General features: G+C 71.0%; 27 protein-coding genes. 14 read left to right on the top strand and 13 right to left on the bottom strand.

Translation table 11 applies throughout. The features are described from left to right. Positions 1-353 precede the first annotated feature (353 nt). Both ACFT2C_RS14715 and ACFT2C_RS14710 read left to right on the top strand, forming a co-directional pair. Positions 354-1,193 carry an endonuclease I family protein gene (locus ACFT2C_RS14715; RefSeq protein ID WP_377207799.1) on the top strand — a complete coding sequence of 280 codons (840 nt, stop codon included), beginning with the start codon at positions 354-356 and terminating at the stop codon, positions 1,191-1,193. 166 nt (positions 1,194-1,359) lie between these two features. Next, the gene (locus ACFT2C_RS14710; protein WP_377207798.1) at positions 1,360-1,869 is read left to right on the top strand and encodes a nitroreductase/quinone reductase family protein; all 510 of its coding nucleotides are present in this window, start codon (positions 1,360-1,362) and stop codon (positions 1,867-1,869) included. On the opposite strand, the gene ACFT2C_RS14705 is transcribed toward ACFT2C_RS14710, so the two are convergent. Genes ACFT2C_RS14705 through ACFT2C_RS14695 form a run of 3 tightly spaced genes read right to left on the bottom strand, consistent with a single transcriptional unit; the run spans position 1,864 to position 3,935 of the window. After that, positions 1,864-2,685 (bottom strand): anti-sigma factor family protein, encoded by an 822-nt coding sequence (locus ACFT2C_RS14705; RefSeq protein WP_377207797.1) that lies wholly within the window; start codon positions 2,683-2,685, stop codon positions 1,864-1,866. The two genes, ACFT2C_RS14710 and ACFT2C_RS14705, sit on opposite strands and share 6 nt — an antisense overlap. Continuing rightward, entirely contained in the window at positions 2,682-3,206 is a 525-nt protein-coding gene (locus ACFT2C_RS14700; RefSeq protein WP_377207796.1) for a sigma-70 family RNA polymerase sigma factor, read from the bottom strand. Before ACFT2C_RS14700 ends, ACFT2C_RS14705 begins: the two co-directional genes overlap by 4 nt. A 45-nt stretch (positions 3,207-3,251) precedes the next feature. Beyond that, positions 3,252-3,935 carry a YceI family protein gene (locus ACFT2C_RS14695; RefSeq protein ID WP_377207795.1) on the bottom strand — a complete coding sequence of 228 codons (684 nt, stop codon included), beginning with the start codon at positions 3,933-3,935 and terminating at the stop codon, positions 3,252-3,254. Positions 3,936-4,394: 459 nt separating this feature from the next. Between ACFT2C_RS14695 and ACFT2C_RS14690 the strand changes: the two genes are divergently transcribed. Further along, on the top strand, positions 4,395-5,696 hold the full coding sequence (locus ACFT2C_RS14690; RefSeq protein ID WP_377207794.1) for a hypothetical protein: 1,302 nt from the start codon (positions 4,395-4,397) through the stop codon (positions 5,694-5,696). 17 nt (positions 5,697-5,713) lie between these two features. After that, a complete protein-coding gene (locus ACFT2C_RS14685; RefSeq protein WP_377207793.1) occupies positions 5,714-6,943 on the top strand; it encodes a hypothetical protein in 1,230 nt (409 codons plus the stop codon). A gap of 127 nt (positions 6,944-7,070) precedes the next feature. On the opposite strand, the gene ACFT2C_RS14680 is transcribed toward ACFT2C_RS14685, so the two are convergent. Further along, the gene (locus ACFT2C_RS14680; protein ID WP_377207792.1) at positions 7,071-7,646 is read right to left on the bottom strand and encodes a shikimate kinase; all 576 of its coding nucleotides are present in this window, start codon (positions 7,644-7,646) and stop codon (positions 7,071-7,073) included. Between the two features lie 224 nt (positions 7,647-7,870). On the opposite strand from ACFT2C_RS14680, the gene ACFT2C_RS14675 reads away from it, so the two are divergent. After that, positions 7,871-8,395, top strand: coding sequence for a hypothetical protein (locus ACFT2C_RS14675; protein WP_377207791.1), 525 nt, complete (start codon positions 7,871-7,873; stop codon positions 8,393-8,395). Positions 8,396-8,557: 162 nt separating this feature from the next. On the opposite strand, the gene def is transcribed toward ACFT2C_RS14675, so the two are convergent. Both def and ACFT2C_RS14665 read right to left on the bottom strand, forming a co-directional pair. After that, the gene (gene def, locus ACFT2C_RS14670) at positions 8,558-9,130 is read right to left on the bottom strand and encodes a peptide deformylase (protein WP_377207790.1); all 573 of its coding nucleotides are present in this window, start codon (positions 9,128-9,130) and stop codon (positions 8,558-8,560) included. Positions 9,131-9,160: 30 nt separating this feature from the next. Further along, positions 9,161-9,817: a helix-turn-helix transcriptional regulator gene (locus ACFT2C_RS14665; protein WP_377207789.1), complete on the bottom strand. Its 657-nt coding sequence runs from the start codon at positions 9,815-9,817 to the stop codon at positions 9,161-9,163. Positions 9,818-10,006: 189 nt separating this feature from the next. On the opposite strand from ACFT2C_RS14665, the gene ACFT2C_RS14660 reads away from it, so the two are divergent. The 4 genes from ACFT2C_RS14660 (at position 10,007) to ACFT2C_RS14645 (ending at position 14,467) form a co-directional block, all read left to right on the top strand. Continuing rightward, entirely contained in the window at positions 10,007-10,876 is an 870-nt protein-coding gene (locus ACFT2C_RS14660) for an HAD family hydrolase (RefSeq protein ID WP_377207788.1), read from the top strand. 154 nt (positions 10,877-11,030) lie between these two features. Next, a complete protein-coding gene (gene cysS, locus ACFT2C_RS14655) occupies positions 11,031-12,425 on the top strand; it encodes a cysteine--tRNA ligase (protein ID WP_377207787.1) in 1,395 nt (464 codons plus the stop codon). 99 nt (positions 12,426-12,524) lie between these two features. Further along, entirely contained in the window at positions 12,525-12,977 is a 453-nt protein-coding gene (locus ACFT2C_RS14650; RefSeq protein ID WP_377207786.1) for a hypothetical protein, read from the top strand. Then, positions 12,974-14,467 carry a multicopper oxidase family protein gene (locus ACFT2C_RS14645; RefSeq protein WP_377207785.1) on the top strand — a complete coding sequence of 498 codons (1,494 nt, stop codon included), beginning with the start codon at positions 12,974-12,976 and terminating at the stop codon, positions 14,465-14,467. The genes ACFT2C_RS14650 and ACFT2C_RS14645 overlap by 4 nt, the downstream gene beginning before the upstream one ends. 28 nt (positions 14,468-14,495) lie before the next feature. On the opposite strand, the gene ACFT2C_RS14640 is transcribed toward ACFT2C_RS14645, so the two are convergent. The 3 genes from ACFT2C_RS14640 to ACFT2C_RS14630 all read right to left on the bottom strand — a co-directional run bounded on the left by ACFT2C_RS14640 (position 14,496) and on the right by ACFT2C_RS14630 (position 16,223). Then, positions 14,496-15,671: a glycosyltransferase gene (locus ACFT2C_RS14640; RefSeq protein WP_377207784.1), complete on the bottom strand. Its 1,176-nt coding sequence runs from the start codon at positions 15,669-15,671 to the stop codon at positions 14,496-14,498. A gap of 112 nt (positions 15,672-15,783) precedes the next feature. After that, positions 15,784-16,044 (bottom strand): metal-sensitive transcriptional regulator, encoded by a 261-nt coding sequence (locus ACFT2C_RS14635; protein ID WP_377207783.1) that lies wholly within the window; start codon positions 16,042-16,044, stop codon positions 15,784-15,786. Between the two features lie 14 nt (positions 16,045-16,058). After that, the gene (locus tag ACFT2C_RS14630) at positions 16,059-16,223 is read right to left on the bottom strand and encodes a hypothetical protein (protein ID WP_377207782.1); all 165 of its coding nucleotides are present in this window, start codon (positions 16,221-16,223) and stop codon (positions 16,059-16,061) included. Positions 16,224-16,313: 90 nt separating this feature from the next. Between ACFT2C_RS14630 and ACFT2C_RS14625 the strand changes: the two genes are divergently transcribed. Both ACFT2C_RS14625 and ACFT2C_RS14620 read left to right on the top strand, forming a co-directional pair. Further along, positions 16,314-18,020, top strand: a complete 1,707-nt coding sequence (locus ACFT2C_RS14625; protein ID WP_377207781.1) for an FAD-dependent oxidoreductase — start codon at positions 16,314-16,316, stop codon at positions 18,018-18,020. Between the two features lie 9 nt (positions 18,021-18,029). After that, positions 18,030-18,845 carry a phosphotransferase enzyme family protein gene (locus tag ACFT2C_RS14620; protein WP_377207780.1) on the top strand — a complete coding sequence of 272 codons (816 nt, stop codon included), beginning with the start codon at positions 18,030-18,032 and terminating at the stop codon, positions 18,843-18,845. A 51-nt stretch (positions 18,846-18,896) separates the two neighbouring features. On the opposite strand, the gene ACFT2C_RS14615 is transcribed toward ACFT2C_RS14620, so the two are convergent. Continuing rightward, a complete protein-coding gene (locus ACFT2C_RS14615) occupies positions 18,897-19,661 on the bottom strand; it encodes a hypothetical protein (RefSeq protein ID WP_377207779.1) in 765 nt (254 codons plus the stop codon). Between the two features lie 154 nt (positions 19,662-19,815). Continuing rightward, positions 19,816-21,000, bottom strand: coding sequence for an ROK family protein (locus tag ACFT2C_RS14610; RefSeq protein ID WP_377207778.1), 1,185 nt, complete (start codon positions 20,998-21,000; stop codon positions 19,816-19,818). Between the two features lie 98 nt (positions 21,001-21,098). On the opposite strand from ACFT2C_RS14610, the gene ACFT2C_RS14605 reads away from it, so the two are divergent. Then, the gene (locus tag ACFT2C_RS14605; protein ID WP_377207777.1) at positions 21,099-23,318 is read left to right on the top strand and encodes an alpha-galactosidase; all 2,220 of its coding nucleotides are present in this window, start codon (positions 21,099-21,101) and stop codon (positions 23,316-23,318) included. Between the two features lie 72 nt (positions 23,319-23,390). Further along, entirely contained in the window at positions 23,391-23,777 is a 387-nt protein-coding gene (locus ACFT2C_RS14600) for a helix-turn-helix domain-containing protein (RefSeq protein ID WP_377207776.1), read from the top strand. 33 nt (positions 23,778-23,810) lie between these two features. Here the strand turns inward: ACFT2C_RS14600 and ACFT2C_RS14595 are convergent, their stop codons facing one another. Beyond that, positions 23,811-24,398: a ClpP family protease gene (locus ACFT2C_RS14595; RefSeq protein ID WP_377207775.1), complete on the bottom strand. Its 588-nt coding sequence runs from the start codon at positions 24,396-24,398 to the stop codon at positions 23,811-23,813. Then, the gene (locus tag ACFT2C_RS14590; protein WP_377207774.1) at positions 24,395-25,024 is read right to left on the bottom strand and encodes a ClpP family protease; all 630 of its coding nucleotides are present in this window, start codon (positions 25,022-25,024) and stop codon (positions 24,395-24,397) included. Before ACFT2C_RS14590 ends, ACFT2C_RS14595 begins: the two co-directional genes overlap by 4 nt. 252 nt (positions 25,025-25,276) lie before the next feature. On the opposite strand from ACFT2C_RS14590, the gene ACFT2C_RS14585 reads away from it, so the two are divergent. Next, positions 25,277-26,575, top strand: a complete 1,299-nt coding sequence (locus ACFT2C_RS14585; RefSeq protein ID WP_377207773.1) for an ABC transporter substrate-binding protein — start codon at positions 25,277-25,279, stop codon at positions 26,573-26,575.

Below are 26,575 nucleotides of genomic sequence, written 5' to 3'. Positions count from 1 at the left end.
CGATCAGGCTTGGAGATCACGCGATCTCCAAGCCTGATCGTGTTCTCGAAGCGGACCTCTTCGCGGCCGTGCTGGCCTCCGGGATGGTCCCGGCCTCGCTGGCGGACGCCGCCTACGTCAGGACATACGCGATGGACTGAGGCTGTGGGCGTGATCGATGCGCCTAAAACGGGCACGTAGCCGCCAAAATCGCGCCCACAACCGACCATCCAGACAGGTGAAAGTGAGCCATGTCGGCAGATTTCACCCAATGTTTACTGAGGTCACTTCAGGTCATGGTTCGTGCGTGGAAGTGTGGGCGAGGCACCGTGGCCCGCAGGGGGGTTGCGGGCCGACTGACACGGAGGTCGACGATGCGCACACGTTTCGGACGGGCTTGGGGGAGCGGACTGTCCGCACTCGTCGTCGCTGCCGGGGTGCTGGCGGCGCCGGGCGCGGTCGCACAGGACGGCGTGGCTCAGGGTGTCGCGGTGCAGGACGTCACGGCGCAGGCCGCCGCCGACATCCCGGCCGGCTACTACGACAGCGCGGAGGGCCTGACGGGCGAGGCGCTGAAGTCCGAGCTGAACGACATCATCAGCGTGAGCGACGCCGTGTCGTACGACCAGGTCTGGGACGGGCTCATGGCCTCCGACGAGGACCCCGCCAACCCGGACAACGTGATTCTTCTGTACACCGGCGAGTCCCGCGCGAAGAGCCTCAACGGCGGCGACGTCGGCGACTGGAACCGCGAGCACGTCTGGGCCAAGTCGCACGGCGACTTCGGCACGGCGACCGGCCCGGGCACCGACCTGCACCACCTGCGCCCGGCGGACGTCCAGGTCAACAGCATCCGCGGCAACAAGGACTTCGACAACGGCGGCAGCGAGGTCAGCGAGGCGCCCGGAAACTACACCGACTCGGACTCCTTCGAGCCCCGCGACGACGTCAAGGGCGACGTCGCGCGCATGATCCTCTACATGGCCGTGCGCTACGAGGGCGAGGACAGCTTCGCCGACCTCGAGCCGAACGACTCGGTGAACAACGGGTCGGCCCCGCTCCACGGCAGGCTGTCCGCGCTGCTGGCCTGGAACGACGCCGACCCGGTGTCCGACTTCGAGGCCAACCGGAACGACGTCATCTACGAGCAGTTCCAGCACAACCGGAACCCGTTCATCGACCACCCGGAGTGGGCGGACGCCATCTGGGGCTGACCCGGGGCAACAGCTGGACCGGGCGTATCTGGGCCGAAGGGCTCGGGTGCGCCCGGTCTGCGGGTCTGTAGACCCGCCGAGGCGGGGCTTCTATCCTGGTAGTGAAGGCTTGCCAGCGAAGGCATGGCACCTGGCAGGCGACTCGGCCCGAGTCCGGAGGCGCAGCGTGTCGAACCAACACAAGCCGATCGAGCGCCAGTCCGCGCCGCAGGTTCCGCCGCGCTGGTTCGTCCACACCGTGTGGGCCCTGCATCGCGCCCTGTACCGGATCACGGCCGGCCGGGTCGGGCTCCGGCGTCCGCGGGCGCGCAGCTGGGGCACGCTGCGGGTGATCACCACGGGCCGCCGCACGGGATGCGAGCACAGCGTGATCATCGCCTACATCGAGGACGACTCGAACCTCGTCGCGCTCGCGATGAACGGCTGGGCCGACGGCGACCCGGACTGGTGGCTCAACCTCCAGGCGCACCCCGAGGCCACGGTGGAGCTGGCCGACGGGTCCCGGTTCGTCGTCGCCAGGGCCGCCCAGGGCGAGGAGCGGGACCGCTTGTGGGCCAGGTGGCAGGAGATCGACGCGAACCTGGACGGGTACGCCGCGCTCCGGTCGACCGAGACGGTGGTGGTCGTCATGGAGCCCCGGCCCGAACCGCCCCACGTGCCGCACGGGGTGTCATAGCGTCGCCGCGGCGAGCGCCTCCTCGTGCCCGTCGAGAGCGATCTCGATCCGGTCCAGGTCGGTCAGCGGCACCGCCGCCGTCGCGTCCAACCCCGGGGACGAACCGCCCGACCACGTCCACGTCGCCGCCACCGTGCGCCCGCCGTCGCGCCCGACCAGCACCAGCTCGTACCTGATCGGCTCAGGCGGCACGTAGCCGCCGTCGGGCCGCTGCTGCCCGGGCATCGGCGGGTAGTGGCAGCGCCACTGCAGCTTCGTCCCGTAGTCCGTGGGCGTGGCGATCACCTGGGCGCGCATGTCCGCGCCGTCGACGGGACGCAGCTCGACCGTCCGGGCGTCCGCCACGACGGCCGACGGCGCCGTCGGGAACGCACCGTCCGGTGACCCGAACCAGCCCTGGCCGGCGAGCACGGAACCGCCGGCCACCCCAGCGACCATGAGGGCACTCGCGGCCACAGCGCCCAGCGTCCGGCGTCGGAGCCGGGACCTGCGGGCCGCACGGGCGAGGCTCGCGAGCGGGACCACCGGCGCCAGGCCGGCATCCGGGCCGACGCCGGACCGGGCGGGCCCGCCGCCGTCGGCCAGGTCCGTCCCGGGGAACTCCGCGACGAGCGCCTCCGCGTGCGCCGGGCTGAGCGTGCTGAGCAGGCCGGGCATGCCGGCGAGCTCGGACATGGCGGCGCGGCACGCGTCGCACTCGGCGAGGTGCCGCTCGTAGGCGCGACGGTCGCTCGGGCTCAGGGCGCCGAGCACGTACGCGGCGTCCCACTCGGCATACTGGTCGCCGCCGTGTCCTGAATCTCCCGCCGGGATCATGACGTGACTCCTTTCTCCTGCAGTGCGAGGCGCAGCGCACGCAGCCCGTAGTGCAGGCGTGACTTCACCGTCCCGGGCGCGATGCTCAGCTCGGTAGCGAGCTCGGCCACCGAGCGGCCGCCGTAGTACGCGCCCACGACGACCGCCCGGTGCGCCGGCGAGAGCGACACCAGCGCGTCGGCGACGAGCCACGAGTCGAGCACGGCCTGGGTCGTGTCTCGCTCCTCCCGGTCGGGCACGTGCCCGGTCGCCCGCTCGCGGGTGCGGCGGGCGCTGCGGAGGTGGTCGACCGTGAGGTTGCGCGCGACCGTGAACAGCCAGGCGCGGACGTGCTCCTCGGACCGTTCGAGCACCTCGGGGTGCCGCCACGCGCGCAGCAGGGTCTCCTGCACGACGTCGCGCGCCTCCTCCTCGTCGCCCGTGCGGCGCACGACATACCGGTACAGAGCACCGGCGTGCGTGTCGTGCACCGCGGCGAGGAGCTCGTCCTCGGCGCCCGCGGGCGAGTCGCCTCTGGTCACGGTCCGGTCGCCTCCGGCGTCGTCGTCATGGTCTGGTCGTGGTTCTTACTGTCCGGGCTGGAGCTGCAGCGAGAACTCGATGCTGCCCTTATCCTCCACCGTCACGAAGCCGAGCGACGGCGCTTCGACGCCGAAGTCGGCGAACGTGATCGGGACACTGCCGATGACCTGCACCGGGTCGCCGCTGGTCGCGTCGCCCGCGACCTCGGCCTCGACCGTGGCGGCCTGCGTGACGCCGTGGACGGTGAGGTCGCCCGTCAGCTCGACGGAGGTCGCGCCCTCCTCGATCGTCGCCGGCTCGGTGAGCTCGAAGGTCGCGGTGGGGAACTCGCCGGCCTGCATCGCGGTGTCGCGGAAGTACGCGTCGCGGTTGGGCTCGTCGGTCGCGACGCTGGCGATGTCGACCTCGACGGTGGCGTCCGTGATCGCGCCGTCCGCGACCGTGACCGAGCCGGTGACGTCCTCGGTGCGCCCCGTGACCGTCACGTCCTCGCCCTGCAGGACCTCGTCGACGCGGTACCCGGCGAACGACCCGTCGGTCACGGTCCACGTGCCGGCCGCCGCCTCGGCGTCGGGCAGCGGGACCGCCGACTGCTCGAGCGTGGGCTCGTCGGCCGCCGCGCTGTTCGCCCAGTCCGCGTACAGGCCCGGCCCGAAGATCGCCGCCGCCCCGCCGACCACGACAACCGCCGCACCGATACCGACCGCCACCTTTGTTCCTCTGCGCACGCTCCGCCCCTCTCGTTCGCAGGCCGACCCGTTGCCGGCCTCTGCCCCTACTACGGGTGAGTGGGGGGATCGGTTCAATCGGGATTCGACGCCGGGTCAGCGGGCCTGGCCTGGTGGGGCAACCGGCCGAGCTCGATGATTTCGGTCAGTTGCTGGGTGCATCCGACCGAACTCGCTGACTTCGGTCGGTTGCCTTGAGATCGGTCCATTAAACGACCGATCTCAAGGCAACGGACCGATCTCAGATGCACGCGATGACAAGGGACCGAACTCGGACGCCTGGCTCAGAGGACCAGCAGGACGAAACCGCCCGCACCGGGGTGAACTGGGGCGAATGCGCTGTCGGAAACCGCTGGGTGGTGCCACCATCGAAGCAGGCCCGCAGCACCCCCGGCCTCGGGCAACGACGCCTCCGGCCCCGGGTAGCAGCGGCACGTGACGCTGCCCTCAGGAGGATCCATGCGTCGGTCTGCAGCCGCGATCATCGCGGCGGGAATGCTCCTCGCGGGTGCGGTCGCGCCCCCGGCGTCGGCCGCGGCGGGCGACCCGCTGCCCGGCTGGGAGCCGAGGCCCGAGGAGGCGCACCGCGAGGTCTCGGTCGCGCCGTCCGGCCGCGTCTTCGTCGACGCGAGCTCCGAGCCCGGGTACAAGCCGATCTCCTATCTCGAGGACGGGTATCAGGACGACTGGGTCCGGACCGAGACCGACCCCGCCAGCTGGACCGGCCTGGCCACGGGCGCCGACGGTTACGCCGTGGACATCAGGTTCAGCGTGGGTGGGCCCGCCCGGTACCGCGTCCACGACGGGGACGCGTGGGGCGACATCGGCACGTTCTACGACGGCGAGGTCCGCGACGCGGTGATGGACTCCAACTCGGCGGGCGATGTGGCGGTGCTCCTGCGGCAGTTCGACCCGACGAGGGCGATCCTGGCGCGCCTCCCGCACGGCGGACAGTGGGTGCTGCAGGACCTCGGCTTCCCGACGGACTTCCCGGCCGACATCGTCATCAACGAGCAGGGCAAGACGACGGTGGTCTGGGCGGTGGGGATCTGGGCGGGCACCCACCAGTACTCGGAGATCATCCGGACGAGCGTGCGCGCGGGCACCACCTCGGAGGGCAAGCGCCAGCTGGTCGGGACGGTGGACCGCACCGGCCAGAGCACCCAGATTCACCTCGCGATCGACTCGGACGGCGAGGGCCGCGAGACGATCATCGCGCGCAACCGCGTCTGGCGGCAGCCGCACACGAGCCGGCCGCACGAGTACCAGATGAAGATTGGCCTTCGCGGGCTCCTCGCCACGGGTGATATGACGACCCGCGTCGTCTGGCCTGCCACCACCGAGACCGGCTACGAGGTCCGCTCGGTGCTGTTCGACGACGCGGGCCGGCACCCGCAGAGCACCCTCTGGTCCCATGCCGCCCCGCCGTCCGGATGCCGTGCCGACGCCGGGCTCGGGGCCATAGCGCTCGGGGTCGGGATGGTCCCCGGCGGCCGGTCGTACGTCGCGGCCGGCATCGAACGGGGCATCGACAGCGACGGCGTGTGCCCGGACATCGCGTCGCTGCTCGTCGTCGATCGTGGCGACCGCGTCCTCGCCGAGCAGCCGCTCGGCTACTTCGCCGTCGGCGACGAGTTCCAGGTCGCGACCGCGGCCGCCGGACCCGTCGTCGTCGAGTTCAAGAACTGGGACGACGACGCCGACCCGATCAGCGAGGACCAGCCGGACGGCCGGTACTCGATGCAGTTCTTCCACCGCTGAGCCCATCTGGAGTCGTCGTGCGTCGAACAGTCGTGGCCGCGAGCATCGCGGCCGGTGTCCTTGCCACATCACTCGTCGCCGGCTTGTCGACGGCGTCGGCCGCGCCGGGGGACCCGGCGTTCGGCTGGAGCTCTCCGGACGGGGAGGTGCATCGTGACGTGGCGGTCTCCGGGTCGGGCCGGGTATTCACCCTGAGCCTGCCCGAGCCCGGCAGGCAGGACCATTCGTGGCTCGAGGTCGGCCGCTGGCTCGAGTGGTCCCGCCTCGAGATACCACCCGTCACCACGGGCGGCATGATCGCGGGCCCTGGCGACTACGCGATGGCGGTCGCCGGGAACCAGTCCTACCTGTTCGACGGGGCGGGCTGGGAGGATCCCGTGCTGATCACCGCGCAGGAGATCGGGCGGTCGAAGCTCGTCAGCAACACGGACGGCGACGCCGCCCTGCTGTGGAGCGCTCCGGGCGGGCGGTCGTACCTGAGCCGCCTGGATCGGGGCGGCTCCTGGGACACCCACCGCGTCCCGTCGGTACTTGTCGACGTGCCCAGGGACGTGGCCATCAACAACGCGGGCAAGGTCACCGTGGTCTGGGCGGCGCCGAAGGGGAATACGGCGGAGATCCGGCGGACCGTGATCCAGGCCGGGGCCAGTACCTGGTCGCCATCGGTGGCGATCGGCACCGTGGACAACCCGAGGCCGCGGCTCAGGCTCGTGACCGAGGGAGAGGGGCGCGAGACGGTGCTCGCCCGCAACAAGCTCTGGCGCCAGGCGAGCAGCACCCAGCTGCCGACCTTCCAGTTCCGCACCAGCAACCAGACGGAGCTCGCTGCGAGCGACACCCTGACGCGCCTGGTCTGGGCCGGGCAGGTGGGCGACGAGTACCGGTTCTACAGCCGCTCGGCTGGAACGAGCTGGGGTTCCCAGGTGCTGATGTGGTCGAACGCCGGCTCCTCGGAGTGCCCCAACAGTCCCTGGTTCGGTGTCGGCATGGTCCCGGGCGGACGGTCGTATGCCGCGCTGGTCGTCCGGACCGACGTCGGCGAGACCACCGATTCCTGCGGAGGCCCGTTCGCTGTGGTGGCCACCCTTGATCGGTTCGACGGCATCCTGAACGTGAGGGGCGGCCTCGACTCCGCCATCCCGACCACGCCGTTCCAGATAGTGGGCGGTACGAGCGGCCCGATCGCGGTGGAGCACGAGGTGGGCAACTGGACCACCGACTGGAGGGTGCAGTTCTTCGACCGGTGAGCTGCTGGTCGTGCGGTCTCGGTCGTCGCTGACGGCGTGGCCGCGCCGTCGTCGTCCGCCACACCGATAGAAACAGGCACGTTCGGGGCCGAGTTCCTGAACGCTGGGCTGTTCGAGGGGTGACCGTCTACGCCGCCAGCTCCGCGAGCAGGCACTCCCGGAGCTGCACGAGCTGCTCAGCGGACTGATCGGGGCTGATCCCGTCAGTGAAGACGGTGGCGGCGGCGATCTCGGCGGCCAACGGGTCCGCGACCCATCGGGCGATCCAGTCATGGCCGTCGATGATCCAGTCCTTTCCTCTGCTCGCGATCGCACGTTCGCGCAGCACTGCGACCGAACGCGCCGGGTCGGGGCTGGGCACCAGATGGATGACGTCGGGGACCGGTGCCAGCGCCTGGCGCACCTGCTCCGCGTGATCCGGCGTGGTGAAGCTGGTGTAGCCGGCGCCCAGGGCGATGACCGCTTCCGGGTGGTCCGCCACGGTGCGCGCCACCGCGTGCGCGCGGGCCGGTTCCCACTCGCGTTCCGCGGCGGCCCAGCCCACCGCCTCGTCGCGTTCGAGGAGCCGGTCCAGGGTCCAGCCGACCTCGGCACAGTAGGACCAGGCGATGTCGTCGATATCGACGAACGGGCGTCCGAGGCGCTCCGCGACGAGAGCGCCGAGCGTGGACTTCCCGGCCGCGAGCGGGCCAACCAGGATCATGGACACCACTCCCTTGAGATGGGTGAAATGTCCGTCAGTATCACCCATCGTGCTGCGGCACGGCCGGAGCGACGCTCCGGGCGCTATGCCCGGCTTGGCCTGCGAGGGCATGGGCTGCGGCTCCGGCGGCTGCTGGCTGGAGCTGACGGTTGACGATCCTGCCGGGGTGATCACCGCTGGTCAGAGGCTCGCGTGCAGTGACGCAGTAGTGCCAGGATGGGGCCGTGTTCGATGCCCAAGGAGTAGCCGATCTCTTCGTCGCGGTGGCGACGGTTGCAGCGGCGGTGTTCGCAGGTTGGCAGGTTCGCGAGCTGGTCCGGCAGCAGCGCGAGGTCGAGAGGCTCGAGACACGGGCCGTCTCAGTGATGTGGCAGGCGACGATCGCGCCGCACAAGCCGGATGCTCCCGATGGGTTCGCGGTGTGGGTGCTGGAGATCACTCTGACGAACCCCGGCCGGATGCCGATCGACAATGTTCACTGCACGATCCACTTCGACCGCCCCGTCCGCCGGCTGCGCCACGACGGGACCACCGACGAGCCCGCGCCGTCTCTGGCCCTTGAACAGACGGTCCTTCTCGGCGGGGCGACTCGTTCCTGGACGCGTACCATTCGAGCTCGGTTCGACGCCGAGATCTGGCTCACCACTGCTATGCGGGCGACGATGACGTTCGACGACATGCACGGAAATCCGCAGACGACGTCATGGCCGCGTCGGACTGCGCAACGGCCAGATCTCGTCGCCGACTGACAAGGACCCCCTGGCGGCAGGCGCATGAAGCGGGTGCGACTAGTTCGGCGTCAGCCAGCGGCTGACCTTGATTCAGCAGGCGCGAGGCGGCCGTAATCGGGCGAGTGATGGCTCTGCCAAGCCTGTTGAACACGAGTCAGCTCGTCGGGCTGGCGGCGGGGATTACCGGCTTGACGTTGGCGTCGGGCGGTGGTGGTCGAGGTAGTTCTGGGCGGTGGTGAGGCTGGCCATATCGGGCATGCGGTCGAGGTACACGAGGCCGTCGAGATGGTCGATCTCGTGCTGGACGACGCGGGCGGTGTAGCCCTCGAACTCCCGGGTGACCGTCTCGCTCGTTTCGGCGGTGTACCGGACGGTGATGCGTTCCGCCCGCGGGACCTCGCCCAGGTAGCCGGGCACGCTGAAGCAGCCCTCCCAGTCCAGCGTGGTCTCGTCGGAGCGTTCGAGGATGACGGGGTTGAGCAGCTGGATCAGCCCTGTCTCGGGCCGGTCCGGGAAGACGTCGGTCCTGCGGACCTCGACGATCGCTGCCCTGACCGAGACGCCGATCTGCGGCGCGGCCAGGCCGGCGCCGTTGAGGTCCCGCAGGCGGGTGACCAGGGTCTTCAGCAGCTCCGCGGCCTCGCCGGACTCGATCGTCGCCGTGAGCGCCTTGAGGCGCGGGTCGCCGATCGTGACGACGTCGTCGTCGACCGCACCGTCGATCCAGGAGCTGTCGCTGCGGGGGAGGGTCATGGGTGGTCCGTTCTTGTCGGGGCAGGGATCTCAGACGGCGTCCGGCTCCACAGGGCTTCGGCTGTACCGCTCAAGCGTCGCTTCGTCCGTGGCGGTGTCGACGAGGTCGAGCGTCCAGGAGCCGGCGTCGACGCGAAACTCCGTGTCGAACCCGACCCACTTGCCCGTCATGGTCCGCCCTGTGGGATCCACGATGACCTGCAGCGCGCCATGGTAGACGGCCCCCTGGTAGTAACCGTCGACGGCTGTGTGCTCCGTCCATGTACCCGTGCCGATAGGCCCTCGCATAGTCACTGACAGGGACACCGGAGAGTCATTGGATTCTCGCAGGCTCTCTGCAGACAGCCGGTTGCCTTCCTGACGAATGACCACGTGGTGGTGCCGCGTGATAGGGCCCCGCCCAGTGCTCTCGTACGTGTAGTGGCTGTGCCAGATGCCTCTGAGCGAGACCCCATATGCCACGGGGACCTCGGGTGCGGCCAACTCCTCCTGCGCGAGACCGACAGCTTTGGCAATGAAGGGAAGCCATTCGCGCGGTGTCCGTTTCCCTTTCTCCCATCGATAGATTTCCTGGCGCCCTAACGCATTGATCTCTACTCCCGCCACACGGCACACCTCTGCAGCCAACCTGTCCTGGCTCCAGCCGAGTTCTATTCTGCGCTGGCGGATTTGGTCTCCCATCCCCATGCGTCCGAGTCTGGCCTACATCTGGCCTACAGACAGGACGACATCAGGTATCTAGTGCCCGGTTTACCTGCCGGGGGACTGTTGGCGTATGACATCAGAGGCGAAGAAGTCCGTGATGATGGCGTGCGGAGCCGGCCTTGTCCCCAGCTGCGTGGCAACTCATCTGGCACGGGTCCTAGGGACGGTGCGATGACGACGACAACATCGACGAGGACCCGGCACCTGCTCGCCCTGGACATCGACGGGACCCTGCTCGGCCATGACGGAAAGGTCCCAGCCGGGACAGTCGATGCGCTGGATCTCGTGCGGGCAGCGGGGCACGAGGTTGTCCTGGCGACAGGTCGCTCGCTGGTCGGCCTGATGCCGATAGCCACCAGACTCGGGCTGACTCAGGGTTTCGCGGTGTCCTCGAACGGCACCATGACCGTGGACGACCTGGCCGCAACGGGCGTCACGGTCAACCCGGCCGGCGCTGACTGGATCGACCTCACCGCGCCCGGGACGAGCAAGGCCACCGCTCTCGAACGACTGAGAGTTCGCCTCGGTATCCCGTCCGCGGCCACAGTCGCCGTGGGTGACGGTGCCAACGATCTGGACATGCTGGGCTGGGCAGGACGCGGTGTGGCGATGGGCCATGCCCCGGAGCTCGTGCGGCAGGCGGCGGACGAGGTCACGGGCACGATCGAGCAGCACGGAGCCGTCGCGGTCCTGCACTCGCTGCTCCCTGCCGAGGTTGATCCGACGTCGATGTCGCGGCTCGCGGCCCAGCTGGCGACCGCCGTCCGAACGGCACCCAGCCACTCGGTCGTGGTGCGGGTCTGGCACGGCACAAACGCAGGCCTGAGCCGCGCCGAGGTGTGGGTCCTGCGTGACGGCTCCAGGGTCAGGCACGCTCCGGTCCCGGCGGGGACCGGGGTCACGATGCGCGCCATCGAGTCGGCCGTGAAGGAGGCCGGGCTCACCTATCCCCGAGGCGACGAAGGACGCCGTCGGGCCCACTGGCGGGCGAGCCTCGCGGACGACGGCCCTGCCGGGTTTGAGCTCCCGCTCGCGCGCTGACGCCGCAGCGCGAATATGGCACGACGGCGCGCCGCTGGTCTGGGAAGATGCCAGCGCCGACGATCGCGAGCCCTGGACGGCATGCCGCCGACCGTGCCTCGCAAGCTCACCGAGCTACCTTCCTCGCTCCCTTGGGAAGATCTGGAGACAACGCATGGCGATCGCCCTGTACAACACTCTGACAAGACGCGTCGAGCCGCTTGAGCCGATGACGCCGGGTGTCGTGCGGATGTTCGTCTGTGGACCCACGGTGTACGACCTCGCGCACGTCGGGCACGCGAAGACCTATACCCAGTTCGACTTCCTCGCCCGCTACCTGCGGGCTCGCGGCCTCGTGGTGACGTACGCGCAGAACATCACCGACGTCGACGACAAGATCATCCGGCGGGCCGCTGAGTCGGGCCGCGATCCGCGTGACCTTGCCGCCGAGTTCGAGGGCGCGTACCAGCGGGACATGGCCGCGCTCGGGAACACGAGCGTGGACGTCTTCGCACGCGCCCACGACCACATCGACGAGATCGTCGCTCAGGTCCGGGCGCTCGTCGACCGTGGGCACGCCTACCAGCTGGACGACGGGTGGTACTTCGATCTGTCGACGTTCCCCGGGTACGGAAAGCTGTCCGGGCGGACCGAGGTCGCCGAGGGCGACTCCGTCGCGCGGATCGACGAGAATGACGCCAAGCGCAACCGCGGTGACTTCGCTCTCTGGAAGGCCCGCAAGCCTGGCGAGCCGTTCTGGGACACACCTTTGGGACCAGGCCGCCCGGGCTGGCATATCGAGGACACCGCGATCACCGAGGCCCTGTTCGGCCCTCAGTACGATCTGCACGGTGGTGCGGTCGACCTGATCTTTCCGCACCACGAGGCGGAGATCGCCCAGATGGAAGCGGCGTCGGGCAAGGAACCGCTCGTACGCCACTGGGTGCACACCGGCCTGCTCCGGGTCGACGGCGCAAAGATGGCGAAGAGCGCGGGCAACTTCCTCACGATCCGTGACGCGCTCGCTGTGAGCGACTACCGGACACTGCGCTACGCGTTCCTGTCCCAGCACTACCGGTCGTCGATGGAGCTCTCCGCGACCGCGCTGGAGCAGGCACGCGGCGCACGCCGCAGGGTGGAGAACTTCGCCCGCCAGGTCGACCGGTCCGTCGACGAGTCGACCGCGGCAGTCGACGCCGCAGAGGCCACGTGGGCGACCATCGTCGAACGTCTTGACGACGACCTCGACGCCTCGGCCGCGCTCGCCGCTCTGTTCGAGTACATCCGCGAGCAGAACCGCAGCGAACTCTCACCGGGACCCTCCGCTGAGCGTCTCCTTCAGCGCGTGAACGAGCTGTTCGACGCCTTCGACTTCGACGTCCACACGGTCGACGACGCCGAGATCGAGGCCGCGCTCGCCCGTCGCGCCGAACTGCGAAGCGCACGCGACTTCGCCGGCGCGGACCAGATCCGTGACGAACTCATGAGCAGAGGAATCGTCATCGAAGACAGTGCCAACGGCACTCGCTGGTGGCCGGCCAAGGACTCCGTTCCAGGAGATCGACCATGACCCCCACCCAGTGGCTCCGCATCCCGATCGAGATCCTGGCCGGTCTCACATTTCGGGGTCCTGATTCGTCATGTTGGCATGGGACAAAAGCAACCGAGTGTGAAGCCAGAACCGACGGGCGAGTTCGGCCCGGAAGAAGCGGCCCGCCCGCCGCTTGAGCAGCGCCCAGCGAGCCTGTGGCCGTGGGTCCTCCTGCGGATCACGGCGTCGCTCGCGCTGGCCGGGATGATCGGGCAGGCGACCCTGGCCGGCGGATTCCTGTCCGGTTTCTACCCGGCTCTGGAGGGGCACGCGCGGCTCGGTACGGCGACGTCCGTCATGATCATGCTGCAGGCCGGCGCGTGCGTCGCCGTCTGGAAGCGGGGCGGGGGACCGTCGTGGCCGCTCCGGGCGAGCATCGCCCAGGTCGTGGTCGCCCTCGTCCTGTGGCCGCTGGGGGAGTCGCGCATCCTGGCCCTGCACCTGCCGGTCGCGGTGGCGCTCGGCATCGGCGTCGCGTTCGTGGCCGTCTGGTCATACCGGAACTCCGCGCCCGGTCGAGGTAGGGCATGACGCGCGGGGTCAGCCGCCGCGGATTCCTCGGGCTGACCGGTGCGGCCGTGGCGCTCGGAGCGGCGGGCTTCGCCGGTCGGGACCTCCTGCGTCCGGGACAGCCCGGTCTGGTGCTGCCGAGCCAGGCGCCACTTCCCGGCCGGTTCGAGATCCAGCTCCCGGTGCCGCCGGTTCTTCGGCCCACCAGCTCGGACGGGACCACCGACTACTACGACGTCGTCCAGCAGGTCGCCGACCTCGAGATCCTGCCCGGGCTGCGGACCGAGGCGTGGACCTACGGCGGCAGCTTCCCCGGCCCCACGATCGTGTCGCGCAGCGGGCGCCGCGCCGCCGTCCGGCACCGGAACGAGCTGCCGCGCCCGACCGTCGTCCACCTGCACGGCGGCCACACCCCGGCCGAGAGCGACGGCTACCCGATGGACCTGGTCATGCCGGCCGACCGGCGGGACTACACGTACCCCATGGAGCAGCGCGCGGCGACGCTCTGGTACCACGACCACCAGCACGGCTTCACGGGGCCGGCGGTGTGGCGCGGCCTGGCCGGCTTCCACCTCGTGCACGACGACGCCGAGGACGCCCTGCACCTGCCCGCTGGGGACCGGGACATCCCGCTGATGATCACCGACCGCTCCTTCGCGGCCGACGGCGGTTTCCACTACCCGCTGGTCGATCCGTCGATGGCGGAGCACGGGGTCCAGGATCGGTACATGGACGGGGTGCTCGGCGACGTCGTCCTGGTCAACGGTGCGCCGTGGCCCGCGCTCGACGTCGCCCGCGCCCGCTACCGGCTGCGGTTCCTGAACGCCTCGAACGCGCGCCGCTACCGGCTCGAGCTCGACCCGCAGCCGTCCGACGGCGGGGCGTTGGTGCAGGTCGGCAGCGACGGCGGGCTACTGGCGCGGCCGATCACCCACGACGCGATCGACGTCGCGCCGGGCGAGCGGTTCGACGTCGTCGTCGACTTCGCGCGGTTCGCGCCGGGCACGCGGGTCCGCCTCCTCAACCGCCTCGGCGAGGGCCGGACGACGGAGGTGATGTGCTTCGACGTCTCCTCGGCCCGCGTGGACGAGGACGCGCAGGTGCCGGAGCGGCTGTCGTCGGTGGAGCCGCTGGATCTCAGCCGCGCCACGACCACGCGGACCTTCCGCTTCCAGCTCGGCGAGCACCACGGCTGGACGATCAACGGTGAGCCGTACCGCCCGGGCCGCTCGCTGGCCCGTCCCCGGTTGGGCGACATCGAGGTGTGGCGCTTCATCACCGACGTCCACCACCCGGTCCACGTCCACCTCGACCCGTTCCAGGTGGTGAGCCGGAACAACCGCGGGCCCGGTCCGTACGACGCCGGCTGGAAGGACACCGTGGACGTGCGGCCCGCTGGGGGAGTCGAGGTCGCGGTCCGGTTCACGGACTACGCGGGGGCGTTCATGCTGCACTGCCACAACCTCGAGCACGAGGACATGGCGATGATGGCGGACTTCGTCACGGAATGACCGGGCGCTGCGCTGGCGGCCCGGCCGTTCACGCCTTGATCGGCCGCGCCGCCTCCAGCAGCACGTCGACGAGCCGCTCGGCGGCGTCGGGACGCCCGTGCTCGCGGGCGGCGTCGGCCATCCGCTGGCGCCGTCCCGCGTTGGAGAGCAGCGGACTGAGCGCCGCCCGGAGGTCCGTCTCGTGGACGTCGCCCTCCAGGGTGATGGCCGCCCCGAGGTCCTGGAGCCGGCGCGCGTTGTGCGCCTGCTCGTCCCCGGCCGACGACGGCAGCGGGATCAGGACGGACGGCTTGCCCAGTGCGGTCAGCTCCGCGATCGTGCCGGCGCCGCTGCGGGAGACGACGACGTCCGCCAGGGCGAGCACGTCCGGCAGCTCCGGACCCACGAACCCGAGCACGTGGTACCGCGCCGCGAGGTCGGCCGGAAGCTCGGTCGCCCGGTCGATCATCGTCTCGAGGTTGTTCGGCCCGCTCTGGTGGATCACGTTCGCGTGCTGGAGCAGCCACGGCAGCGCCTTGGTGACCACCGTGTTGATCTGGACGGACCCCTGCGCCCCGCCCGTCACGTACAGGACGGGGAGGTCCGGGTCGAACGAGTCCAGGCCGAGCGCGTCGACGGCCTTGAGCGGCTCGCCGGCCAGCACCTCGGCGCGCACCGGGTTGCCGGTCACGACGGTCCGCTCGCGCACGATCTCGGGCAGCAGCTCGAGGGTCGAGGGCGAGGAGACCGCGACGCGGGTCGCGCGCTTGGCCAGGAGTCGGTTGGCCAGTCCGAGCCGCACGGTCTGCTCGTGCACGACGAGCGGACGGCGCAGCATGCCGGCGGCGATCCCGATCGGGACGGCGACGTAGCCGCCGGTCGAGAGGATCACGTCCGGCTTGAAGTCGGCGACGATCGACCTGGCCTGCGCGACGCCGAGCGGCACGCGCGCCATGTCCTTCATGTTCGCCGGCGTCAGCATGCCCAGCGGGTTGCTCGCCCGGCGGAGCTTGCCCGTGGCGACCGGCACGAAGCGGATGCCCTCGGACTCGGTGACCTTGGCCTCCAGCCCCGCGGCCGTGCCTGCCCAGAGGACGCTGACGGCGGTGCCCGCCTCGGCCAGCCTCGCCTGGAGGGTGCGGAGCGTTGTTAGTGCCGGATAGGTATGTCCGCCGGTCCCTCCACCGGTGACGAGCAGACGGAACTCGCGCGGGTGTGAACTCACGTGGATCTCCCAGGACGGCGTGGGTGGGGGCGCGAGTCCACTGTAGGCGATTTGTGAGGGTCGGCGGCTTCTCCGTTGTGGTGTGGTCGGCCGGACCCCGGACTCCCCGTCGTCAGGCGAAGGACAGGAAGAGCTTCTCGAGCTTCTGCATCTCCGGCCCGCCGCTCTCCTCGTCGGCGAGGCACTGCTTCAGCCCGGTGGCGATGACGGCGAAACCCGCCCGATCGAGCGCCTTGGAGACGGCGGAGAGCTGAGTCACCACGTCCGCGCAGTCGGCACCCTCGTCCACCATGCGCACCACCGCGGCGAGCTGTCCCTGGGCTCGCTTGAGCCGGTTCGAGACCTGCTTCATCTCCTGCGGGTCGAGATCCATGATCGATCCTCCGTTCAGCGCCCGAAGAGGCGGGACAGGAACGAGCCCTCGGCCGGCTCCTTGGTGTGGCCTTCGCACCGGTCGCGGCGCGGCACGCCCGCCATCACCTGGTCGACGTGCTCGCCGCAGCCCGCCCACGTCGTCTTGCCACAGTCCTTGCACGTCACAGCTCGACACATGATGGTCTCCTTCTGTCAGGTTGGTCGGAGCATACCCCCCGGGGTATTGTCGCCGTCAAACAGCGCCGTCAAACAAGATTGAGGACCCAGATGAAGATCGTCATCGTCGGGGGAGTGGCAGCGGGCATGTCCGCCGCCACCCGGCTCCGCCGCCTGTCCGAGGACGCCGAGATCGTCGTGCTCGAGGCAGGCGACCATGTCTCGTACGCGAACTGCGGGCTGCCGTACTACGCGGGCGGGCTGATCGAGGACCGCGACGCGCTGCTGCTGCAGACGCCGGAGTCCCTCGCGTCGCGGTTCCGGCTCGACGTGCGCGTGCGGAGCCGGGTCACCGGCGTCGACGCCGTCGCCCACAAGCTGACGGTGCGCGACGGCGGGACCGGTGACGAGTACGCCGAGACCTACGACCGGCTCGTGCTGAGCCCCGGTGCCCGCCCGGTCGTGCCGCCGGCTGACGGCATCAAGCGCGCGCTCGTGCTGCGCGACGTCGCCGACGCCGACCGGCTGGTCGCCGCGATCGACGGGGCGGACGACGGCGCGGGCGCGCGCACCGCCGTCGTCATCGGCGGAGGCTTCGTCGGGCTGGAGGTCGTCGAGAACCTCGTCCGCCGCGGTCTCGCGGTCACCCTCGTGGAGCTCGCCGACCAGGTGCTCCCGCCGCTCGACCCCGAGCTGGCCGTCCGGGTCCGCGACGAGCTGGCGTCCCACGGCGTCGACGTCCGGACGTCCACGCAGGTCTCCGCGCTCACGCCGACGACGGCGATGCTCGCCGACGCCGCGGGCAGCCGCGTCGACGAGGTGCCGGCGGACCTCGTGGTGGCCGCCGTCGGCGTCCGGCCCGACACCGAGCTCGCCGCCATGACCGGCGCGGACCTGGGCCCGCGCGGCGGCGTCCTCGTCGACGAGGACCTGCGCACCTCGGTCCCGGACGTCTTCGCGGTCGGCGACGCCGCGGTCAAGCGCGACGCCCTCGCCGCGCCGGGCGAGCCGGACCCGTTCACCCTCATCCCGCTCGCGAACCTCGCCAACCGGCACGGGCGGCACGTCGCGGACGTGATCCTCGGCCGGACCGGCATGCGCCCGTCGATCGGGACCGCCGTGGTCGGGGTGTTCGGCCTGACCGCCGCCTCGGTGGGACGCAACGAGAAGCGGCTGCGGGCCGAGGGCCGGCCCTATCGCGCCATCCACACCCATCCGAGCCAGCACGCCGGCTACTACCCGGGCGCCAGCCCGCTGGCGCTCAAGCTCCTCGTCGACCCGGACACCGACCTGATCCTGGGCGCCCAGGCGGTGGGGAAGGACGGCGTCGACAAGCGCATCGACGTGCTCGCCACGTCCATCGCGGGAGGTCTGACGGCGTCCGACCTCGCGGACCTCGAGCTCGCCTACGCGCCCGCCTACGGGTCGGCCAAGGACCCGGTCAACATGCTCGGGTACGTCGCGGACAACCTGCGCACCGGGGACACGCGCAGCGTCCAGTGGCATGAGCTGGACGCTCTGGTCCGCGGCGGCGCGACGCTCGTCGACGTCCGCACGCCCGCCGAGCACGCGCGCGGCACGGTCGAGCTGGTCGTCGACGGCGCGCCGTCCCCAGCGCTGAACGTGCCGCTCGACGAGCTCCGCGAACGCGCGCGCGACGAGATCCCGGCAGGGGCGCCCGTCGTCGTGCACTGCCAGGTCGGCCAGCGTGGGCACACCGCGGCCCGGCTGCTCACCCAGCTCGGCTACGACGTCCGCAACCTCGACGGCGGCTACCTCACGTGGCGGGACGCCGCCCGGGCGACGGAGCGTGGTTGAGTTGGGGCCATGCCTGAGCCCCTCGCGCCGAGCCCGCCGTCGTTGAGCATGCTGTGGGAGGCCGTGGATCCGGCCAAGGCACTGGCCCGGCGATTCCGCTTCGAGTCGCCGACGGCGGCCGTGGACTGGCTGTCCGACGTCCTCGCCGAGTACTGGGGCCTGGCGTTGAGCTCGTGCGAACGGCTCGTCATCAGCTCGGGCAACATCATGGCCTGGATCATCGTGGGCGAGCGGCGGATGATCGCGAAGTGGTCGGCCCACACGCCGGCCTTCACGCGCCTCGCCGCGATCGCTCGGCTCACCTGCTGGCTCGACGAGCGCGGCGTGCCGGTGTCGGCGCCACAGCCCGCGCGGGACGGACGTCTCCAGCTGGAGCTCGACGGGTTCTCTCTCGCCCTGCAGAACGTCGTGCCGGGCGACCTCCTCGACGTGGCCGACGCCGCGCAGGTTCGGGCGGCCGGCGAGATGCTCTCGACCCTGCATGCCGAGCTCGCGGCCTACCCCGACGTCGTCCCCACCCGCAAGCCGCGGCGGTCGGGCACGCAGCTGGTGGGCAACGACTTCCGTTCGGCCAACATCCTCTGGGTGGGCGGCCGCATCTCCGCGGTGCTCGACCTGGAGGAGGCCCGGTATGCGCGGCGCGTCGACGATCTCGGCAAGGCCGCCGTCCTCTTGGGGACGCGCTATCACAACTGGGCGCCCACGCCGCCGAACGCGCGCGACGCGTTCGTCGCCGCTTACCAGGCCGTGCATCCTCTGACGGCCGAGGAGCTCGACGAGGTGCAGGTCGTCATCGCCAAGCACCTCGCCGGCTGGCCCCCCTGAGCGCTGGTCACGGGTGGCGCCGTGACCTCACGTCAAGCCTCGGACCGGTCCTCACGAGGCTTCTGCCACGGCGGCCAGCTCCCGCTCCGGGTAGACCGCGATGTCCAGCAAGGTCCGCTCGCCGAGCGGATCGTCCAGCTCGACCGTGAACGGCGTCGGCGGGTTGGACTGGCAGGTCTGTGCGTCTCCCGGCGGGGCCTCGACGCCGATCACGAGCTCCACCCGGTCGTCGAGCTGGGCCAGGTGCTCCAGCGTCACCCGGCCGTCGGCCGCCTTGCCGCCCGCGCACGCGGTCTCCGTCACAAGCAGCTGCACCTGCGAGGACGCTGGGTCGGGCGGGTTGTCGGGATCGAGCGCCACTATGGCGTCGCCGAGGCCGCCCAGGTCGTAGCGCAGGGCGCAGTCGCCGTTCTGCCAGAGCTGCCAGCCCTCGCCGCCCTCCTCGGTCTCGTCGACCCACTCGATGCCCAGGAGCTCGTGCGTGCGGTGCTCGCCGTCGAGGTCCCGTGGTTCGGGCAGCTCCCGGATCAGGTAGACCTGCGTGCTGCTGTCGGTCAGCACCCGCCACTGTTCCGGCTCGATGTCGGGGACGCTCGCCCCGTCGAGCGCCGCGGCGGCCTCCTCGCCGAGCTGGTCGGCGGTGGCGCCGTCGGTCAGCACCGCCGCCGGGACCGGCGTGCCCTGGCACAGGTACTCGCCGGAATCATCGGATGCGCCGCCGACGGGCGCCCCACCCGCAGCACCCGTCTGGGCGCAGCCGCCGACCAGCGCCACCAGGGCGACCGTCCAGCCCTGCAGCAACCTGCTCCGTCGCATCTCGGCTCCTCAGGCATGCGCTGCGTCGCTCGCGGCGTCTGCCCGGACTGTGTCCTGCACCGGTCCGCTCTTGCGGGTCGCCCGGCGTCGGTTCCTCGGCAGCCAGGACGGCTTCCGACGTCGTGCCCGTTCGCACACGGGCCCGCCCGCGACGTCAGGCAGCAGCGCCGGCCGGCGTGGGCCGGATCGCGTCGCGGAACGCCGCGACGGCGGCCCCGCACGCCCAGTCGATGAACGTGTGCCGCCGCACGACCAGGCGGCAGCTGGCCGCCTCGCCGAACGCGTGCGCCGCGAACTCCTCGCGGATCCGGCGCTCGTACAGGTCGTACTCCATGACGCCCTCGCCCGCGATGACGACCACCTCGGGCCCGACGAGGTTGACGGTGACCGCGAGGGCGGCGCCGATGGCGGTGCCCGCGCGGTCGAACGCGGTGACGGCGCTGCGGTCCCCGGCGTGCGCGAGGCGGACGGCGTCCGCGAGGGTGAGCGCCGGGTCGCCGTGGTCGGCGCGCACGGCGTCGCGGATGGCGCTCGACGACGCCACCGCCTCCACGCAGCCGCGGCGTCCGCACACGCACTCGGCGTCGGGCGAGGCGAGCGGCAGGTGACCGATCTCGCCGACGACGCCGTGGGCACCGGTCACCACGTCGCGGTTGACGTAGATGCCACAGCCGATCCCGGCGCCGATGGTCACGATGGCGAAGCTCTCCGCCTCCACGCCGAGCCCGAACCACTGCTCCGACTTGGCGAGCGCGCGCACATCGTTCTCGACGAGCACGGGGAGGCCGAGCTGCTCCGAGACGCGCTCTCCCAGCGGCACCCGCGACCAGCCGAGCAGGGGGGACTGGCGCACGACGCCGCCCACGGAGTCGATGTCGCCCGACACCGAGACGCCGATGCCGACCAGGCGCTCGGCGTCGTCGCCCAGCTTCTCGATGAGCTGGCGCGCGCAGTGCACGATGGCGGCCGTGACCGTCTCGGGATCGTGCTGCTTGAGCCTGCGGCGGGCCGAGGCGATCACCTCGTTGCCGATGCTCACCGTGGCGGCGACGATCTCGTCCGCGTTGACCTTGACGCCGATGGCGAGCATCGAGCGGGACACGACGCTCAGCGGGTAGACCGGCCGCCCCGGGGACGAGTGCTCGGCGTGCTCGCCGACCGTCACGAAGCCGTCGCGGATCAGGGGGTTGACGGTCTTGGTCACCTTGGCCGGTGAGAGCCCGGTCAGCCGGCCGATCTCGATCCGGCTGATCGGCCCGTGCGTGATGATGCGCGCGAAGATCTCCGCCGATGCGGCCGTTCGCAGCTCAGGACGGCGGGAGGTGGTCGGTGGAGACACGGCGCTCACAGGGAACCTCACAGTCCTCGATGTTGCCGCGGCCAGCGTAGGGCGACTAAATTTCCGCTGTCAAGAAATTCAGGACGGGGCGGTGAAGCATGTCTGCTGGTGACGGATACGCGGTGCTACGAGCGGCCGGGGTGTCGTTCGTGCTCGATCTGGCGGGCGAGATGCCCGAGGTGCTGCACTGGGGTGCGGACCTCGGCGACCTCGGTCCCGACGGGGTCGCCGCGCTGCGGGAGTCCGGCGCCACGGCGCGGGTCGCCAACTCGCCGGAGACGCCCAGGACGCTCACGCTCCTGCCGGTCGAGCGAGACGGCTGGTCGGGTCTGCCCGGCCTGGAGGGCCACCGGGGCGGCACCGCGACCACGCCGCGCCCCGAGCTGGTCGAGGTGAGCGTCGACGGGCCGGCCGGCGGCCTCGGCGGCACGGTGCGGCTCGTGCTGCGCGAGCCGATCGCCGGGCTCGAGCTGGTGGCGGAGGTCGAGCTTGAGGCGGTCGGCGTCCTGCGGGTGCGGTGGAGCGTGACCGCCGAAGCGGAAGGCGCTGCCGGCGTGGAGCCTGCTCGTGCGCAGGGTGCGACGGCGTACGACCTGTCGCACGTCGTCACCCTGCTGCCGATCCCGGCCCGGGCCTCCGAGATCCTGGACTTCAGCGGCCGCTGGAGCCGCGAGCGGGCGCCGCAGCGCCTGCCACTGGTCGACGGCGCGCACCTGCGCGAGGTGCGCCGGGGCAAGCCCGGCCTGGACTCGCCCTACCTCCTGGTCGCCGGCACGCCGGGGTTCGCCCATCGCTCGGGCGAGGTTTGGGCGGCCCACGTGGCGTGGAGCGGGGACCAGCGCTGGATCGCGCAGCGCCTGCCCGAGGGCGCGGGCGCCCACGCGGCCGTGATCGGTGGCGGCGAGCTGCTGCGCCCCGGCGAGGTGCGGCTGGCCCCGGGCGAGCGGTACGAGGCGCCCGACGTGCTGTTCACCTGGTCGGACGCCGGACTGGACGGCCTCGCGGACCGGTTCCACCGCCGGGCGCGCGCCCGGCGTCCGCGGCGTGCGCCCCAGCCGCTCGTGCTGAACACGTGGGAGGCCGTCTACTTCGACCATGACCTGGACCGGCTCGGCGAGCTCGTCGACCGGGCCGCCCGCGTGGGCGTGGAGCGGATAGTGCTCGACGACGGCTGGTTCCGCGGGCGCCGCGACGACACCGCGGGTCTCGGCGACTGGGAGATCGAGGCGGACGTCTGGCCCGACGGTCTCGATCCGCTCGTCGAGCGGGTGCACGACGCGGGCATGGAGTTCGGCCTGTGGTTCGAGCCCGAGATGGTGAACCTCGACTCCGACCTCGCCCGCCGGCACCCGGAGTGGCTCCTTGCGCCCTCGGCGGGTGTCGGCGCGAGCTTCCGCAACCAGTACGTGCTCGACGTCGCGCACCCCGACGCGTACGCGTACCTGTTCGACTCCATCTCCAAGCTGGTGGAGCGCTACGACATCGCCTACATCAAGTGGGACCACAACCGGGAGCTGCACGAGGCGGTGGTCCGCGGCGGCGCCCACGGCGACCGGCCGGGCGTGCGCCGGCAGACCCTCGCGCTCTACGCCCTGCTCGACGAGCTGCGTGCCCGGCACCCGTCGCTGGAGATCGAGAGCTGCGCCTCGGGCGGCGGCCGTATCGACCTCGGCATCCTCGAGCGCACCGACCGGGTGTGGACGTCGGACTGCAACGACCCCGTGGAGCGTCAGCAGATCCAGCTCTGGAGCGAGCTGCTGCTGCCGCCCGAGCTGCTCGGCTCGCACGTCGGCGCGGCGCGGGCGCACACGACCAACCGGGTCACCGACCTGTCGTTCCGGCTGGTGACCGCGGCGTTCGCCGCGCCGGGGATCGAGTGGGACATCAGCGGCTGCACCGAGGAGGAGATGGCCCGGCTCGCGTCCTGGGCTCAGTTCGTGACGTCGCGGCGGGGGCTGCTGCACGGTGGCGTGCGGGTGCACGCCGACCTGCCCGACGACCAGACGCTGCTGCACGGCACGGTGTCCGAGGACCGCGCGCGGGCGCTGTTCTCCTGGGTGCGGCTGGCGAGCTCGGACGGCCCGCAGGGGGTGCGGGTGCCGTTCCCCGGGCTCGACCGGGGGCGGGACTACGTCGTGCGCGTGCCCGACGCGTTCGGCCCGACGGCCGTGCACGGGCAGGAGCCCGCCTGGCTGGCGCGGGCCCGCAACGCCGAGGGCTTCCGGGTCCCCGGCGCCGTCGTCGCGGGGGCGGGGCTGACGCTGCCGGTGCTGCAGCCGGCGTCGGGCATGGTGCTGGAGCTCACCGCCGTCGGCTGAGCGACGCCCCGGGCGGCGCTGCTCTCAGCAGAAGCGCCGACGTCCGCCGAAGGGTCGGTTCTACGCTCAGGTATGACCCAAACCGCTCCGCCCCAGCGCCCAGGGCGCGACGGGGTGCCCGAAGGGCCAGGCGCCCCGTCGACGCCGACGACACGCGAGCCGCTATTGCGGCACATGCTCGGTGAACGCCTGAGACACCTGCGTCACCTGCGCGGCGAGACCCTCGACCAGACCGCCCGCCGGGCCGGGATCTCGCCGCAGTACCTCTCGGAGATCGAGCGCGGCGTCAAGGAGCCGTCGAGCGAGATGATCGCGGCGATCACCGGTGCGCTGGAGATCACGCTGGTGGATCTGGTCGTCGCGGTCGCCGAACGCCTCGTCGTCGTCCGCGAGACGGTCCCCGTGCGCGAGACCCTGCGGCAGCCGACCTGCCAGGCGGCGTTCGCGCTGGCGGCGTGACGCTCCCGGGCCGCCCGACCCGGGAGCCGCACGTCAGCGCTGGTCGATCACGTGGTCCAGGAGTCCGTAGTCGCGCGCGGCGCCGGCCGTGAAGATCCGGTCGCGGTCGGTGTCGGCGCGGAGCGTCTCGACGGTCTGACCCGTGTGCTGGGCGAGCGCCGTCTCCATGTCCGCACGGATGCGGACGACCTCGTCGGCCTGCAGGATCAGGTCCGGGATCGCGCCCCGGCCCTGCGCCGCGGGCTGGTGCAGGATGACCCGCGCGTGCGGGAGCGCCGCCCGCTTTCCCTCGGCACCGCCGGCGAGGAGCACGGCGCCGACGGCAACGGCCTGCCCGACGCACGTCGTCGACACCTGGGGCCGGATGTAGCGCATGGTGTCGTAGATGGCCATGCCTGCGCTCGGGTCCCCGCCCTCGCAGTTGACGTAGAGCTGGATGTCGCTGTCCGGGTTGCTCGATTCCAGGTGGATGAGCTGGGCGATCAGGGCGTTGGCGACGCCGGCGTCGATCGCGGTGCCGAGGTAGATGATCCGCTCGCTGAGAAGCTGCGAGTAGACGTCCATGATCCGCTCTCCCCGGGGGTGCTGCGCGATGACGTTCGGGATGGTGTAGCTGCTCATCGTGCGTCTCCCTCGGCTACGGCGCTGAATCCGGTCGGCTGGCGGTTTCGCGGCTTGATGCCCTCGAAGCCCTGCACGATCGTGTCGATGAACCCGAAGTCGAGCGCCTCCTCGGCGGTGTACCAGTGGTCGTGCAGCGAGTCCTCGAAGACCCGCTCGACCGGCTGTCCCGTGTCCTCGGAGACCAGCCGCAGGATGGTGTCGCGGGTGTGCCGCAGGTCGTCGGCCTGCAGCTCGATGTCGACGGCGGTGCCCGCGATCCCCGCGGAACCCTGGTGCATCAGGACCCGCGAGTTCGGCAGCGCGCGGCGCTTGCCCTTGGTGCCCGCTGAGAGCAGGAACTGTCCCGCGCTGTAGGCGATGCCGAGCACGAGCGTGGAGACGTCGTTGGGGATGGTGCGCATGATGTCCCGGATGGCCAGCATGGAGGGCACCGAACCGCCCGGGGAGTGGATCCAGAGGTCGATGTCGGTCAAGGAGTCCTCGGTGGCCAGGGCGATCAGCTGCGTCATGAGGAGCGTCCCGTTGTCGTCGTCGAGTGGTCCGTCGAGGACGAGGACGCGCCGCTCGTACAGCTCGCGTCGGGAGTGTGCGCCGAACAGGGGCGGCTTCGGTGTGTCGGTCATGACCCCACGGTGCATCCCGGAGCACGCCCCAGGAGGCCGGATCTGCCGAGAGCAGGCCTGCTCTGAGCAGCGAGCCCGGCAGAGCTGGAGTGTTCAGCGGCCCGCGACCAGCCCTCATGGGACTGCACGTAAGAATGTCCGGACAAACCGTTGACCCGCGATCCTGGCCGATGTTAACGTCCGCGGTAATCGCATTCCCAGCATTACGCGGGCCGAGCGGGTTCGGCCACCTCAGAGAAGAGGCACCCCCCAATGAGCTCCACCTTCACTCGCCGTCAGGTTCTCATCGGAGGACTCACCGGCGCCGCGGTCATCGGTCTCACCGCCGCCTGCGGTAGCGAGTCCGGCGCGTCCGGCGCGTCCGCCGATCCTGCCAAGGTCGGCACACTGCAGTTCTTCCTCTCCGGCGACGCCAACCAGGGCGGCGGCTTCGCGGCGATGGCCGCGAAGTACGAGAAGGAGACCGGCTTCAAGGTCGAGATCGTCGACATCGCCGACGACGACCTCGCGACGCGGCTGACGAACGCCGCCCAGGCCAACGACCTGCCCGCGCTCGCCCGCGTCGGCGCCGTCGACCCGGTCTGGAAGAACGCGACCAAGGACCTCGCCGAGATCATGACGTCAGCCGGCGTCATGGCGGACCTGTCCACGCAGGACGAGGACGGGCGGGTCTTCTCGCTCCCGACCGACGTCACCGGCGTCGGACTGTTCATCAACAAGTCGCTGTTCGACAAGGCGGGCGTGGAGTTCCCGGCCGACCTCGACGGCGACGTGTGGTCCTGGGACGACTTCGTGGCCGCCGTCAAGCAGGTGCAGGAAGCCACCGGCGCCTCCTACGGCATGGCCATGGACGCCAGCTCGCACCGGCTCAAGTCCTTCCTGTACGAGTTCGGCTCGACGCTGTGGCAGCCGGACAGCAGCGGCACGTACACCACCAACGACGCCACCAAGACCGCGCTCGAGTACTTCTACGACATCAACGACGACAAGTTCATGCCCCGCTCCGTCTGGCTGAGCGAGGCCGACGGCAACGCGCTCTTCAAGTCCGGCGACGTCGTGGCCTACTACTCCGGTTCCTGGCAGATCGCCGACTTCGCGGTCAACATCGCCGACTTCAAGTGGGCCTCGGTGCCGACGCCGCGCCAGCCGGTGCAGGCCGTGAACTTCGGCAACGCCGCCTCGATCGTCGTGTTCGACGGAACGGGCCAGGAGCAGGCCGCGCTCGACTTCGTCAACTGGCTGTACACCAAGAAGAACTACACCGAGCTCGCCACCACCTCGGGCTTCCTGCCTGCGGTCAACGGCATCACGGTCGAGTACGCGAAGAACGCCGACGCGTTCGAGCTCTACAACGCCGAGATCGCGGCCTCCGACCCGATCGTCACCAAGATCAAGCAGATGGAGCTCGGCTTCGAGGTCGCGGGCCTGACCACCGAGGGCGACCCGCTGCGTGACCAGGTGGTCCGCTACCTCAACGACGAGATCGGCGTCGACGAGTGCATCACCACCATCGGTGAGCAGATGACCGAGGCGTTCGGCTCAGCGAGCTGA

The sequence above is a fragment of the Promicromonospora sp. NPDC057138 genome, assembly GCF_042670845.1.
Taxonomy (GTDB): domain Bacteria; phylum Actinomycetota; class Actinomycetes; order Actinomycetales; family Cellulomonadaceae; genus Promicromonospora.
Note: the sequence above shows the minus strand (reverse complement) of the source record. Positions and strands in the feature narration are given on the sequence as shown.

Excerpts from the sequence above, each read along its gene's own strand:
- ACFT2C_RS14715 (WP_377207799.1), top strand. The coding sequence starts at position 354 with ATGCGCACACGTTTCGGACGGGCTTGGGGGAGCGGACTGTCCGCACTC.
- ACFT2C_RS14705 (WP_377207797.1), bottom strand. The coding sequence starts at position 2,685 with ATGATCCCGGCGGGAGATTCAGGACACGGCGGCGACCAGTATGCCGAG.
- ACFT2C_RS14690 (WP_377207794.1), top strand. The coding sequence starts at position 4,395 with ATGCGTCGGTCTGCAGCCGCGATCATCGCGGCGGGAATGCTCCTCGCG.
- ACFT2C_RS14680 (WP_377207792.1), bottom strand. The coding sequence starts at position 7,646 with ATGATCCTGGTTGGCCCGCTCGCGGCCGGGAAGTCCACGCTCGGCGCT.
- def (WP_377207790.1), bottom strand. The coding sequence starts at position 9,130 with ATGACCCTCCCCCGCAGCGACAGCTCCTGGATCGACGGTGCGGTCGAC.
- ACFT2C_RS14665 (WP_377207789.1), bottom strand. The coding sequence starts at position 9,817 with ATGGGGATGGGAGACCAAATCCGCCAGCGCAGAATAGAACTCGGCTGG.
- ACFT2C_RS14660 (WP_377207788.1), top strand. The coding sequence starts at position 10,007 with ATGACGACGACAACATCGACGAGGACCCGGCACCTGCTCGCCCTGGAC.
- cysS (WP_377207787.1), top strand. The coding sequence starts at position 11,031 with ATGGCGATCGCCCTGTACAACACTCTGACAAGACGCGTCGAGCCGCTT.
- ACFT2C_RS14645 (WP_377207785.1), top strand. The coding sequence starts at position 12,974 with ATGACGCGCGGGGTCAGCCGCCGCGGATTCCTCGGGCTGACCGGTGCG.
- ACFT2C_RS14635 (WP_377207783.1), bottom strand. The coding sequence starts at position 16,044 with ATGGATCTCGACCCGCAGGAGATGAAGCAGGTCTCGAACCGGCTCAAG.
- ACFT2C_RS14630 (WP_377207782.1), bottom strand. The coding sequence starts at position 16,223 with ATGTGTCGAGCTGTGACGTGCAAGGACTGTGGCAAGACGACGTGGGCG.
- ACFT2C_RS14625 (WP_377207781.1), top strand. The coding sequence starts at position 16,314 with ATGAAGATCGTCATCGTCGGGGGAGTGGCAGCGGGCATGTCCGCCGCC.
- ACFT2C_RS14620 (WP_377207780.1), top strand. The coding sequence starts at position 18,030 with ATGCCTGAGCCCCTCGCGCCGAGCCCGCCGTCGTTGAGCATGCTGTGG.
- ACFT2C_RS14615 (WP_377207779.1), bottom strand. The coding sequence starts at position 19,661 with ATGCGACGGAGCAGGTTGCTGCAGGGCTGGACGGTCGCCCTGGTGGCG.
- ACFT2C_RS14605 (WP_377207777.1), top strand. The coding sequence starts at position 21,099 with ATGTCTGCTGGTGACGGATACGCGGTGCTACGAGCGGCCGGGGTGTCG.
- ACFT2C_RS14600 (WP_377207776.1), top strand. The coding sequence starts at position 23,391 with ATGACCCAAACCGCTCCGCCCCAGCGCCCAGGGCGCGACGGGGTGCCC.
- ACFT2C_RS14595 (WP_377207775.1), bottom strand. The coding sequence starts at position 24,398 with ATGAGCAGCTACACCATCCCGAACGTCATCGCGCAGCACCCCCGGGGA.
- ACFT2C_RS14590 (WP_377207774.1), bottom strand. The coding sequence starts at position 25,024 with ATGACCGACACACCGAAGCCGCCCCTGTTCGGCGCACACTCCCGACGC.
- ACFT2C_RS14585 (WP_377207773.1), top strand. The coding sequence starts at position 25,277 with ATGAGCTCCACCTTCACTCGCCGTCAGGTTCTCATCGGAGGACTCACC.